This is a genomic window from Pseudoalteromonas sp. NFXS53 (genome assembly GCF_056629255.1).
On sequence record NZ_JBWVBR010000022.1, the window covers coordinates 1 to 13,479 of the forward strand.

The window sequence follows — 13,479 nt, forward strand, 5'->3', positions numbered from 1 at the left end:
TAGAAGCTAGAAGCTAGAAGCTAGAAGCTAGAAGCTAGAAGCTAGAAGCTAGAAGCTAGAAGCTAGAAGCTAGAAGCAACCGAAGTAACATGTGTTGTCAGTTCGGTTGCTTTATTGGTGTGGAGAAAGTTAAAGTTGTGCGTGCGGGCCGAATACTTCGTAGTGAATTCGGCTACTGCAAACACCTAGGTTTTCTAATTCGGTTTTAGCAAATTTCATAAACCCAATCGGCCCACAGATATAGAAGTTACCTGTTTGCTTAGGCAATTCTATTTGCGAAAAGTTAATTAAGCCAGTTGATTGGTTTTGCAATAACTGAGAGCCTTTCGCTTCTCTTAACCAAGTATGGTGTGCCCATTGGTTTTGCTCACATAAAGTTGCTGTTTGCAGTGCAAAAGAATGTTGTTCTTGGTTTTCACAGGCATGTAAGAATGTCACAGGGTGTGGATATTTAATATCGGACTTAAATTCAAGCATAGATTGCATTGGCGTGATACCAACACCAGCTGAAATTAGCACAACTGGAGATTGTTTATCTGCGAAATAGAAATCTCCAACAGGGGCATGTAAGTCGACAACATCGCCAACATTCAAATGATCGTGTAGGAAGTTTGAGACAATACCATTATGTTCACCTAATTCTCGCTTTACCGAAATGCGGTAGCTTCGTCCATTAGGTTTATCTGATAACGAGTATTGACGTATTTCTGTGTGTTCAAAATGTTCGCTATTGATCTCAATACCTAAGTATTGGCCGGGTTTAAAGTCTGCAACCGCTTGTTCATCGACAGGAATAAACACAAAACTGGTTACCAATTTTGATTCAGGTGTTTTACTTGCGAGTCTAAAAGCACGTTTACCTTGCCAACCCCCAAGTTTACTGGCGTTTTCGGTATAAATTGAGTTTTCTTTATTGATGAAAATATCAGCGAGTACGCCATAAGCAGTGGTCCAAGCGTCTTCTATTTCTGGTGTGAAGTCTGCGCCTAATAATTCCCTAAATGTCTCAATTAAATGCAGACCAACAACGTCATAGTGATGCGCTTGAATGTGAAAGCTGGTGTGTTTGTTTGCAATGCGCTCTACCGCACTTTTTAATGCACTCAGATTGTCTATGTTTTTTGCATAGGCCAGTATTGCTTCGAATAATGCGACCTTTTGACGACCTGTATGCTGGTTACTCATGTTGAAAATGTGTTTAAGTTCAGGGTTCTCTCTAAACATACGATTATAGAAATGCTCTGTGATGGCACTACCACCTTGTTCAATAATCACAGATGTACTTTTAACAATATCTATGTGCTGTTTGGTTAACATGACTTTCCTCAAGATTAAAAACTAGTGTGGCCTAAGTGATAAGCGCCGATGCAGCGGATCACATAAGCAACTTTGAATAACGCGCTAAAAATGATTGTTGCGATATGGCTAGCAATCTGAACTGGCAAAGAGAACTGTTCTGCTAGTGAAAAGCTGATAATGAGCGAGCAAAGCGTCAGTAATAATAAAATTACCATGGCACGGCTGCCAAACTTTAAGCAGTACTGATAAAGGGGTTGCTCTGATAGGGCTTTTGATTGCATAAAGCTTACTCTTAATTAAACGCGACGAGTTATATAAATCAACATTGGTGCCAATTTTTATCTTGTTGATATTGTTGGTTTTAGTTGTTTTTTTTTGAAATTTAAGAGTCATTATGACTCGGTTTTAATTGTGTCATAATGACTCTTATGTGTTGGTTTTGATTGGACTTTAGTTGGAATCGTTTCGCATTACGCGCTAGACTTTCTTCTAGTTGTTAATCAAGTGTTTAATCTAGTGTATGAGAATTTTTGTTTTTGTGTTTTTTGCATTTTTTAGTGTGGTAGCTATCGGCTCAACAAGCGCAGAGTTTGATGAGTTTAAGGTGCAAGCAGAAAGCTTGAAGTCATCTAAAGAGCGACAAATTTTGCTCAAGAAGGCTGGTGATTTATTGGACAGTAATGTGTTGACACAATCTCAAACTGCATATGTGCTTCATAGAGCTGGGCTTGTGTGCATTCGCGAAGGGTGCTTTGAGCAAACAATCACTTATCTGGCAAAGTTAGAAACCTTACTTGAATCATTTGAAAGTTTAGAATATTCAGGTAAGTTGAATCTCTCTCGTGGCAATATGGCGATTACTCGCGGTCATCATTTTGAGGCAATTCCTTATTTAATTGCAGCTGCGAATTTCTTTGAACAAGCTGAATTACATACCTTATCTTCTCATGCGAATCGATTTTTGGCCCATGCCTATCAACAGTTAAACAAATACTCTGACGCTGTCATTGCATTAGATGCCTCTCTTGATGCTGCTGTTAAAGCAGAAAATGTGCAGCTCGAAATGGCGGTTGCGAGGCAGAAAAGTGCGATTTATACAAGTTTAGGCTTAGTTGAAAAGTCACTAGAAATTCAATTACAACAACTGCAAAAAATCCCATATCTACCAAAAAAGTCTCAAGAGTTTTGGATGAATGATACGCTGTGGGGGTTAGCTGAAAGTTATGCTGCGCTTGGTGAGTATGAAAAAAGTTTCGACTACTTTAAAAAAGTCTATGACATAGACAAGCGGCTTAATGGCAAGCAAGACCAAGCAGTTACACTCAGAAGAATGGGTGAACAAAAAGTCGCTCTAAAGCAATTTGATGAAGCAGCTGAATTTTTTGAGCTGTCTTTAGAGATACTAACAGATCTGAATGTTCCCTTGGCGATTTTAGATACGCATACCTATGTCAGTGAAATGTATTTGCGACAAGGTAAACTCCAATTAGCCCAAGACATGCTTGAAGCAATTGTTGAACAGCTAGATATAACTAAGAATGTGAATGCATATGTACGAGCAAGCTACTTATTGATTGATACGTATTTGCAGGGGGAATTATTTGAAAGAGCGTATAGACAGCTGTTGTTAATTGAGTCGCTTAAAGATAAAGATATCACTAAGTATTATGGTTTTCTAGCCCAAGCATTGCAGGGGAAAGGTGATTTAGTAGGCGCGTTTGAAGCGCAAAACCAAATGCATTTGAATTACAAAAACAAAATGAAAGAACAAGGGAGTCTTAAGACCCTTGTTTTAGCATCTGAGTCAGAGTATGTGGCAGGTCAATTCGAGTTAAAGCAAGCAAAAGCGGAGCAGGCTTTATTAAAAGCAGAACAAACACTTACACGTTATATTGGCTTCTCAATTGTTGCTGTTTTATTGTTTATTATTTTATTTGTGTTGGTTTTTACTCGACAACGCAGAGCGAGGTTGGAGCAAGAAGCCAAGCATTTAAACCAAGCGTTAGAGCTAAAAAAGCAGCTGCTTGCAGATGTGTCTCATGAATTACGTACACCACTTGCTGTTTTAAAGCTTCATTTAGAAGCACTTGAGCATAATCTTGTGTCAGATCCTCAGTCGACTTACAAGGTATTAAATCAGAGGTTAGATAACCTAAATCTACTAATATCAGATATTTATGAGCTCGCTCAGGCTGATACAGGTACATTTAACTTAAATTTAGAAACGCATGATGCGAGTGAGTTATTCGATGACTTAGCAGGGCAAATCGAAGATGTACTTTGCGACCATGATTTGCACCTTGAAGTGAAAAAGTCATCACTCGATAAGGTATTACTTGAAGTAGACGCGGCAAGGTTACATCAAGTTGTTGCTAATTTGAGTCGAAATTCTATCCACTACACAGATAAACCTGGAGAAGTGTGCTTTGAAGTTTCACATAATGAACAGGATGTAACTTTGTCTTTCTCGGATTCAAGCCCAGGTGTATCTGATCAAGATTTACCGCATTTATTCGAACGCTTATTCCGCTGTGATAAGTCTCGAAGTCGCGATTTAGGTGGGTCAGGACTCGGATTATCTATTTGCGAAAAGGTAGTAGAAGCGCACGGTGGTGAAATTAGCGCTTCTCACAGTGACTTAGGTGGTTTAAAAATAGATATTACATTGCCTAAAGTGTTATAGGGTAAATATACCACCTCTAATAATAGATCGCTTAATGAAGAGGATTGGTATTGCATATTCAATTCTGAGGGGTTTTCAAGGTGTTTAATATTTATTCAATCTAACTATTTTCTAACATGTTTTAGAATGAAATGTTAATTTAATGTTTCATCAACTGTCTAAGGAGAAGAACGATGAAACTTACACTTAAAAAGAAAAACCTTAAAACACTTCAGCAACCTTTAGCAAATAAGCTGTTAGGCGAAGCAGCGACACCTCAGATCGGTGGTGGTGCAAAACCAACCGATGATGAAACATTTACCCACCCATTTATTTGTACATCATTTGTAGGCTTTACTTGCTAATCAAAAGGAGTTTAATATGTTGAAATTAAATAAGAAGAAGCTTAAAAATCTATCCAAAGAACACAAGCAATTAGATGAAAAACAAACGCCAGCAGTTGCGGGTGGTGTCACCACCTCTCGCCTTTGGTGTGTCACTACAGGCCTTTGTGCTGATACACAGCTCTGCTAAGTATCCATAATTATTTATGTTGTAACTAAAAAAGAGGCTTCGCCTCTTTTTCTATTTATAATTCCTAGTCAAACAGAGCGCTTGTAATCAATTCAGTTAATCATCAATTTGTAAATTAATTGTTTGTAAATATAATCATTGCATACAATATATTGCACTCTTGTTAATGTGCTGCTTTAATGTTTGGCGTTTGAGCGATTTGTTCAAATAAAAGACAACAAGTAAGGAAAAGCAATGAAACTTAAAAAACTGGCAATACTGGTCGCAGGCTCGTTTTATGGCATAACAGCATTTGCGATGACAGCACCGCAAATGCAGCAAATAAATACCATCAATACTGAGCATCACCACCACCATCATCATGGTGTAGAAAATGAGACTCATGTTGAAAATGCGCCGACTGCTGAATCTCAATATGCTGAGCAACCTGTCATGATGCAAATGAGTGCGCTCTCAATGGCTAATGTACAGGCAACGGCGGTATGTAATGTTAATGCATTGGCAACCACCAATAGCACGACTTTAATCAATGAAATTAAATCTCAAGGTGTGCAATGTGTAAACGAACTATTCTCAGCATCGAGCAATATTCAAGCAACTGCATTTGACTCGAACAATATGTATGCAGTGGCTAATCACGTAAAAACACTGAGCCAAAACTATCAAGGTGGCGGAGATGCTAATATTGAAGCCATGTTCTTGTTCTTGCGAGCGGGTTATTTTGCTGAGTTTTATAATGATCAAGTCACATTTGCGACTTGGGTTACGCCAGCAGTAAAAGGCGCAATTGATGCCTTTGTAAATAACAGCCATTTCTATGACGACAATGATGCGCACGGTAAGACCTTATCAGAAGTCATCATCACGATGGATAGTTCAGAACAGCAAGATGTCTATCTGCCAGTTGTGACTCAGTGGCTAAACCGCTGGAACGAAAGCTACGCATCAAAATGGAACATGCGTGGTGCGGTAAATGGCGTTTTCACTTTGCTTTTCCGCGGTCAGTGGAATAACGAATTTAAAGCCAAAATTGGTACGCAAACAGATCTAGTTGCTGCACTGAGAAAGTTCACAACCAGCACATATATGATTAACTCTGACGCTGAGTTTATGTTTGCAAATGCAGCTCGTGAGCTTGGCAGGCTAAAGCAATACTCAGGTACGACAATTCAGGCTTCAGTTGATGCAGGGTTAAAGGACATCTTTAGTCGTTATGAAATGGTCGGTTATGGTGATGTCGCTTGGTTAGGTGCTGCAGAAACAGCAAGCTACCATGGCGACTGTAACGACTATGGTATTTGTAACTACGGTGAACAATTAGAAAATCAAGTTCTGTCACAAACTTATACATGCAGCAGCACAATTAAAATTCGCTCGCAGAATATGACAACGGCTCAGCATCAAGCTGCGTGTAGCAAAATGGGCTATGAAGAAGGGTATTTTCATACCAAGTTAGAGACTAATAATGTACCTGTTGCTGAAGATAACAACGTTCAATTACAAGTTAATATTTTTGATTCAAGCACAGACTACGGCAAATATGGCGGCCCAATATTTGGTATTAATACCAACAATGGCGGTATGTATTTAGAAGGCGACCCTTCTAAGCCAGGCAATATTCCAAACTTCGTTGCATACGAAGCGAGTTATGCGAACCCTGATCACTATGTTTGGAACTTAGAGCATGAATATGTGCACTACCTTGATGGTCGTTTTGACTTATACGGCGATTTTAATGCACCAACAGAAGCAATTGTGTGGTGGAGTGAAGGTGTTGCTGAATATGTTGCTAATGAAGATAACAACCAAGCTGCAATTGATACCATTAAAGATGGCTCAACTTACACGTTAGGTACAATCTTCAACACCACCTATGATGGCTTTGATCAAGACCGTATTTATCGTTGGGGCTATTTGGCTGTTCGATTTATGTTTGAACGTCATTTAGATGAAGTAAAGTTGATGCTTAACTCAACTCGCACAGGTGATTGGGCTGCGTATAAGGCACGTCTGAATAATTGGGCAGTTGATTACGATGCCGAATTTACACAGTGGACACAACAACTAGCCAATGGTGGCGGTACAGTAAATGAAGCGCCATTCGTGGCGATTAACGGCCCATATACGGCGAACAAAGCTGAGCTTATTAACTTCTCTAGCCAAGGTTCATTTGACAAAGAAAGCAGCATTGCAAGTTATACATGGCACTTTGGTGATGGCACATCAAGCTCTGAAGCGAACCCTGCACATAGCTATGCGCAGGCAGGTGAATATACGGTCACACTGACTGCAACTGACACAGAAGGTGCGAGCAGAACTGAGTCAACAACAGCGACTATCTTAGGTGATACGACGCCGACCAACCAATTGAAAAACGGTGAATCGAAGGCCATTTCTGGCGCGCAAGACAGTGTATTGAAGTTCACGTTTGTGGTACCTGCAGGTGCAAGTAATCTGAACTTTGCATTAAACGGTGGCACTGGTGATGCCGATCTGTACGTAAAATTTGGTTCAGAGCCGACCATGTCTGACTATGATTGTCGTCCTTATATCGGTGGTAATAATGAAACATGTGAGATTAGTAATGTACAAGTTGGGACTTACCATGTGATGGTCTATGGCTACAACAGCTTTGATACGTCGATTATCGCGAGCTTCAACGCGGGTTCTGGCTTTAATGTACCAGATGCGTGCGCGACCAGCGGTCCTGTAACAGGTGGTCGTTTATATGACGGTCAAGTGAGATGTTTGGCTGAGCAAGACACGATTTGGTTGAGCTTAGAAGATGTAAGTGGCCAAAACAGCATCGCAATCACAACTGCTAATGGTTCGGGCGATTTAAGCCTTGAATATAGCAATCAAGGCTGGCCTACCAGCACAAATGTAGATGCTTCTTCTACCAATAGTGGTAATGGTGAGTGTATTTATATTAACAATCAAAGCCAATATTGGGGTTACCTGAAAGTATCGGGTAACGCAAAAGGGGCTTCTATTGTGGTTGATTACAACACGCCAGGTTGTCGATAGACATAGACTTCTAATATGAATTTAGAAGCGTTTAAAAAGCAAATAGGTTATTAAATTTATATAAAACAACCCCCAGAGCGAAAGGCCAAAACCACCTTAGGTTTTGGCCTTTTTATTGAGCGATTACATAAGAGGGCCTGTTGAGCTTTTAAGTTCATTTTTGCAGCAGTTTGAATGGTATTTATACTAGGCAGAACCTACGAAATATGGTTATTCCATCTGAGCTAGGTGATAACACAGTAGAAATGCCATTCAAGCGCTGCCCTGCGGGCTTTTCTGAGCAAGCTTTGTTCATTGTTGCTCGGTTTACACTTAGATCACTAAGTATTAAACCGAGCGCCGCGACCAAACCCCGCTCATGGAAAGCAAAATTTGAGCTGCAAAGTTCAACAGGCCCTGATACAAAGAAGAACAGAATGAAACTAAAAACTGATGCTAAAGGCTTTTCATGAACTCGATTTGGAATCAAAATAGAAACGATTATTTAAACTAGAAAGGATGCATCTATGAAACGCAGCACCGTATTTACTTCAGCTTTACTTGCCTTATTAATTGCAGGATGTAGTAACGACGAAGAACCTGATAACCCTTGTGGAACTTTTAGTAATCCTGAGTATGTTATTAATAACTATACACTGAGTGTATTTAATTCTGACGCTCGTGGTGTATATGTTGGTGGAGATGCTTATGAGAGTGTTGATGCCATTGATTTTCAATCTTTTATCATAAAACTAGACATAGAAAAGAACTCGCTCGCTAAACGATTTGATCCAGTCTTTGATTTTTCACTCATAAGTAAAGCGTATGCGTGCTCGCCTATTCCACCTTATACAGAGCAGCGTATTTCAAGTATTAAGATTACTTCTAGTGCCGCTTTCAACGATGACTTACCTGCAGGAAGCAGTTTGAATGATGTTTTTGATGTTGTGTATTTAGATTATGTGCCTACCCCTTATTACAGCGAGCAAAATGGCGATGTGGACTACTTTTCTGTGACAGAGTTCACTGCTCAGCCAGATAATATGCCTGCAGAAATAACTCAGTTGGCGCTAAATTCTGAACCCAAATATAAACAAAACCATGTATTTTTTATAGAAATTAACTTTCATTCAGGAGAGCAATTCTTACTAGAGACAAGAGAAGTGAGTTTTAAGTAATAATATCAATCCTACTTACTGGTCTAACAATGTTTCTATTTCTGGTTGATTTAAGTTAGACCAAATTTATTTAGTGTTGCTGTAATTATATTAAGGAGTAACACTATGTATATCCCTAAAAATCTTAAAATGACAGCAAGCTCAGTCAATAAGTTTATTCATAAATATAGTTTTGGCTGTCTGGTTTCAGCTAACTTAACTGGTTCACATTTACCTTTCTTGTTTGATGAAAAACAAAATGTACTTTATACACATCTAGCTAAAGCAAATACGCACTGGCAAGCGTTGGCAGGGCAAGAAGTACTGATTATTTTCTCAGGTCCTCATGCTTATATTTCTCCAACTTGGTATGAAAAAGGGGCTGCCGTACCAACATGGAATTATGTTGCGGTGCATATTATTGGCAAAGTTTCTATTTTAAGTGAAACTGAAACATTGAATGTGGTAAACCAAACAGTAGAAAAATATGAGCCTTCGTTATTATCAGAGCACGACGTTTTTAATGATGACTTCAACGCTAAACTAGCGAAAGCCATCGTTGGGCTTAAGATTGAAATTACGAATTTTGAAGGCAAGCAGAAACTAGGACAGCAGCGTAGTAGAGTAGATCAACAAGGCGTGCTCAAAGCTCTGCAACAAGGAAACCTTGAAGCGCAATTACTAGCGACTTATATGCAGAAGCATGAAATTGGAGTAGGCTAGATACCAGTTTTATTTTCGAGTGAAGAATATGCATCTTCTGGATCACAAAATTCCACCGCCAGTTATCGCTTTACTGAGTGCAACGGGGATGTATTATCTTTCACGTTCAGAATTTGCTATCTCCATAGATAGTATTACTGAATTTAAGGTCAAAATAGCGCTCGTTATGCTTGTGTTTTCATCTTGGATTGCGTTGTTTGCGGTGTGGTCATTTAGAAAAGCCAAAACCACCATTAGCCCAACGAAACCAAAGAACACAGTGTGCTTAGTGACAACTGGGATATTTAAATATAGCCGTAACCCCATGTATTTATCTGTGGCATTGAGTCTGTTGGCTTTTGCGGTGTTTTTAGCTGATTACAGTTCGTTGAGTGGAGTAGTGTTATTTGTGATGTACATTACTCAATTTCAAATCAAGCCAGAGGAACGTATTTTAAAAGAGAAGTTTGGCGCGCCTTACGATGTTTACCTAACAAAAGTAAGGCGCTGGATTTAGATGATAAATAATTAGCCCTGGTCACCTTGCTTAGTTGCTGGCTTTTTATGCAGTAACTTAACAATGGCCTTAAAGTTACGCTTAGACTTTTCTGAGCGAAGCGCCTGCCTAAGTGTTTGTTTAATACCTTCGTTATTAGGTTGTTTGGCTAATGCATTAATCGCCGCATAACGAACTGCGTCGTCATCGTCGTTTACCGCAAGGTTAAGCACCGAGTCACTGGTTTTTGGCTTCATATCATAATTGCCAAGTGCTGAAAGTAAGGCTTTGGTGTTTCTGCCAGAGTGAGTATTAAAATGCTTTTCAAGGTTTTGATAAGCCGAATCACTTTGCATCATACCAAGCGCTCTGATTGATGCTTTTTCGACTCGTGGACTGCTATCAGTCAAGTAGTCTTCAATCAGTTCAACGTGTTGATCGTCACGACTATTACCAAGCGCCGTGATTAAGTCGGCCGTTTTGCTTTCACTTTCACTGAGCGTAATATGCTCAACAATCGCTTGGCTAAGTTGTTGAGCCGTAGCAGAGCCAATTCGGTTATTGAGTAAAATACCCAGCGTCATGTAGAAGCTTGAACTCACTTCTTGATCAACACTTAAAAAGCCATCGTTCAAAAGGCCTAAAAGCGTGTCGGTTGCTTGTTGAGAAAGAGGTTGGTGCCCTTGTGTAAGCGCGCGCAGAGCCCTAAATTGAGTTTGCGGCTGCTTCTCAGTGCCTACCAATAAACCACTTAATAGCACTTGGCTTGACGGGGTATCGAGTTGCCCAAGGGCATTAAATAAGCGCATTTGGGCATTATCTGAAATCTGATTAGTTAAGATAACGCCTCTTAATTCACCAATAACGGCATCATATTTTTTCAGTAACAAGGCCAGTGTATGTGCATCAATCTGAGTAATATCTTGCTCAGTAACAAAAGCGAGTAATTCTTTCTTTAACTTGTCTTTTTCGGCTTGAGTTAACTCAACATGAGTACTTTGCCAAAGTGATAAATCATCAGACATTGAGAAAAGGGCAGTCTCAAAAGGTTGCTTGAGCTTTTTAACGCTGAAGCTTTGCTCAGATGTGAAAGTGAGATCTGCACCCACTAAGTTCAACTTTTCTATGCCGTCACGGGAATCTAAAAAACATTCTGAGGGCGTGATTTGTTGCTCTGACTTTTCTACCTCAATATGAGAAAAAGCATTTAATGCCTGCTTATTTTTGTGCTCATAATTCACTTTTGCAAAGCTTAAGGCATTTTCTTTCTGCTGATAATTAACTCGATACTCACCGAGCGTGTCGGTTTCATTGGTAATTTTAGATAAGTTCTTTTGATACTGTAAGTAATAAGCAAGACCTTTAAGTTGATCTTGAGACTGGGTATCTAAAGTATCAGCGAAATAAAATTCAGTGATCAGGCCCTGTTCATTGAGTTTAAATGCAAAAGGCCGTTCGTAATTTGGTAAAGGCATTGATAGCTGCCCTTGCACCGTTTTGACTTGATCTGCTTTAACCGCCCACCAATTTTTTTCGTCTTCTTTTTTGACTGAAATAACAGACAACTTACCTTGGATCTCAATATCAGTCTGCTGAGCTGGGCTGTTAAGTTTGGTGTAATTAAAACTGGTGAAAGACTTTATGTTGAAGTCAAACTGAGGTTGGCAAAAAGCGCTTGCCTGGCTTTGAAAGCTTGCTAGCGCCACTAAGGGCGCAGCAAGCAAATTTAATCGACATGATAGGATCATAGTTCGATTTCGTCCTCTTTCGAGTATAGTGTCCAAGACTTATTGTAAACACTGTTTGTTTGATATAACCATAGGTCATATTTAGTGGTCTTTTTACCACATGGGTATGGGATACCCCATTTCTTACACCACTTAACACCAACCGTTTCAGCATAAAGGCCAAACTTACCTGAGATTACATCAAGGTCATTTTTCAGTTCAATACCATAATAAATATGTGGCTTGTTATTACCAGTGCTGACCAGAGCAAAACCTGCATTAGACTCTAATGAGAAGGTATTGTCGATTAGCGTTAGAACAGCTTGTACACCAGCAGATACTAAACCTAAGTTTACACCACCACGACCAAATGCACCGAAGTCAACGTGGAACAAGTCACCTTCAGCGTATAATTCAGCGTTATAGCCAACAGTCAGTTCAAAACCTAAACTGCCATTTACGCCTGCTTCAACACTCATAGGAATAGGGCCGATAGTAAAGCGTGCTTGCGCAAGTACTTTCTCTTCTTCCCATTTCTTTTCCCACGCTTTTTCATATTTAGCGACGTACTTCTCATCTTCAAAAACAACATTATTGAAAATGATCATTTCTGACGCATAGCCAGTGTTGTTGCCGCTTACATAAGCACTGCCATCATAAGAAATACTAAATAGCGTGTTCTGAGCATTGAAGAAGTAGGCTTCAACGATACCTTCACCAGTTACACGACCACCAATATCTCCGGTAGGTACAATGAATAATTGGCCATTTAAATCTACACCGACACTAAATTTTGACTTATCGCCGTAAGACTTATCGAACGATTTTTCTAGCTTAATATTCGCTAGCCCAACGGCATATTGTGGACCGCGCTTAGCAAATCCTTCAGATGAATCCGCTTCTTCACCTATGTAGAAATAAAGTGGAATTTGCGTTTCAATTACATTGTTATCTGTGATTGTTTCTGGATTATTAGACAGGTCAGATAGGGTAAAACGAACCTGAAGGTTTTGTTCTTGCGTTGCATCATGGTCATCGTGAATTCGCTGTAATAATGCGTCTTCAAGCGCAATATCAAAGCCTATGTGTTCGTCATGAAGACCTAAAGTGAAGTCATGTAAAATCACATCTTCATAACCTTGAGTCTCGGCATTCCAAAAGTGGGTGGCTTCCCAGTTGCCGTTAACCATAACTTCAGCTTTGATGCTAGTAGAGCCAAGCTCCGCCCCTTCATAGTCAGCTTCAATGAAGCCAACTAAATCTGAATGATGGTGGCTAGTGCCATTATCTACTGTTGGTGCATCTAAAATTAACGCTTCTTGACCAAACTCGGCACTCAGTAATTTATAGTCATGCGTTTCTAATACACGTACATGTACGTCAGCGAAAGGAAATTCACCATCAGCAAATGGTTCATGGTCGACAGAAGGGTGGTTATCATCTTCAATATCTTCAGCATGATCATCGTGTGGGTCAATTTGCGCGATAATATGATAATGACCACCAATTAGGTCATTAGGAATAGTGATTTCAGTCTCAAAACTGTGGCTACCTTCAGACACTTGAGAAAGCTCTAATGCACCAACTTTATGGACTTCTTCAATTTCTACTTCATCACCGGTTTCTTCATCGAGCTCTGCGGCATGAATTAAGTAAAAATGCACATCGACGTCTACGTTATTGAAACCTGCAATTTCAACATCATAGTAAGTTTTTACAGTTTGGTTTGGCTCTAATGTATCAAGCGGGCCTGTTGAGATATTTGTAACAGCAATATTGCTTGGTGTGTCATTGCTACCTAGCTCACAACCTGAAAGAACAGTAAGCATAGCGCCAGCAATTAAAGAAGTCGTAAAACGACGCATAATTGATTCCCTAGTCTGAATTTTTCCAATA

General features: G+C 39.7%; 12 protein-coding genes. 8 read left to right on the forward strand and 4 right to left on the reverse strand.

Features of this window, described 5'->3' with window-relative positions; genetic code table 11:
* Positions 1–129 precede the first annotated feature (129 nt).
* Positions 130–1,317 (reverse strand): NO-inducible flavohemoprotein, encoded by a 1,188-nt coding sequence (gene hmpA, locus AC1HJP_RS18660; RefSeq protein ID WP_480363073.1) that lies wholly within the window; start codon positions 1,315–1,317, stop codon positions 130–132.
* 14 nt (positions 1,318–1,331) lie between these two features.
* Positions 1,332–1,580, reverse strand: coding sequence for a hypothetical protein (locus tag AC1HJP_RS18665; protein ID WP_480363074.1), 249 nt, complete (start codon positions 1,578–1,580; stop codon positions 1,332–1,334).
* 239 nt (positions 1,581–1,819) lie between these two features.
* On the opposite strand from AC1HJP_RS18665, the gene AC1HJP_RS18670 reads away from it, so the two are divergent.
* The 8 genes from AC1HJP_RS18670 (at position 1,820) to AC1HJP_RS18705 (ending at position 9,877) form a co-directional block, all read left to right on the forward strand.
* The gene (locus AC1HJP_RS18670; protein WP_480363075.1) at positions 1,820–3,982 is read left to right on the forward strand and encodes an ATP-binding protein; all 2,163 of its coding nucleotides are present in this window, start codon (positions 1,820–1,822) and stop codon (positions 3,980–3,982) included.
* Between the two features lie 173 nt (positions 3,983–4,155).
* Entirely contained in the window at positions 4,156–4,326 is a 171-nt protein-coding gene (locus tag AC1HJP_RS18675; RefSeq protein WP_480363076.1) for a hypothetical protein, read from the forward strand.
* A 16-nt stretch (positions 4,327–4,342) separates the two neighbouring features.
* A complete protein-coding gene (locus tag AC1HJP_RS18680) occupies positions 4,343–4,495 on the forward strand; it encodes a hypothetical protein (RefSeq protein ID WP_480363077.1) in 153 nt (50 codons plus the stop codon).
* Between the two features lie 234 nt (positions 4,496–4,729).
* Positions 4,730–7,522 carry a collagenase gene (locus tag AC1HJP_RS18685; RefSeq protein WP_480363078.1) on the forward strand — a complete coding sequence of 931 codons (2,793 nt, stop codon included), beginning with the start codon at positions 4,730–4,732 and terminating at the stop codon, positions 7,520–7,522.
* Positions 7,523–7,728: 206 nt separating this feature from the next.
* The gene (locus AC1HJP_RS18690) at positions 7,729–7,974 is read left to right on the forward strand and encodes a hypothetical protein (RefSeq protein WP_480363079.1); all 246 of its coding nucleotides are present in this window, start codon (positions 7,729–7,731) and stop codon (positions 7,972–7,974) included.
* 54 nt (positions 7,975–8,028) lie between these two features.
* Positions 8,029–8,679 carry a hypothetical protein gene (locus AC1HJP_RS18695; protein ID WP_480363080.1) on the forward strand — a complete coding sequence of 217 codons (651 nt, stop codon included), beginning with the start codon at positions 8,029–8,031 and terminating at the stop codon, positions 8,677–8,679.
* Positions 8,680–8,784: 105 nt separating this feature from the next.
* On the forward strand, positions 8,785–9,381 hold the full coding sequence (locus AC1HJP_RS18700; protein WP_480363081.1) for an FMN-binding negative transcriptional regulator: 597 nt from the start codon (positions 8,785–8,787) through the stop codon (positions 9,379–9,381).
* Between the two features lie 28 nt (positions 9,382–9,409).
* On the forward strand, positions 9,410–9,877 hold the full coding sequence (locus AC1HJP_RS18705) for a methyltransferase family protein (protein ID WP_480363082.1): 468 nt from the start codon (positions 9,410–9,412) through the stop codon (positions 9,875–9,877).
* Positions 9,878–9,888: 11 nt separating this feature from the next.
* Here AC1HJP_RS18705 and AC1HJP_RS18710 read toward each other — a convergent pair whose 3' ends face one another.
* Positions 9,889–11,604: a HEAT repeat domain-containing protein gene (locus AC1HJP_RS18710; RefSeq protein ID WP_480363083.1), complete on the reverse strand. Its 1,716-nt coding sequence runs from the start codon at positions 11,602–11,604 to the stop codon at positions 9,889–9,891.
* Positions 11,601–13,448 (reverse strand): hypothetical protein, encoded by a 1,848-nt coding sequence (locus AC1HJP_RS18715; RefSeq protein ID WP_480363084.1) that lies wholly within the window; start codon positions 13,446–13,448, stop codon positions 11,601–11,603. The genes AC1HJP_RS18710 and AC1HJP_RS18715 overlap by 4 nt, the downstream gene beginning before the upstream one ends.
* Between the last annotated feature and the right edge of the window lie 31 nt (positions 13,449–13,479).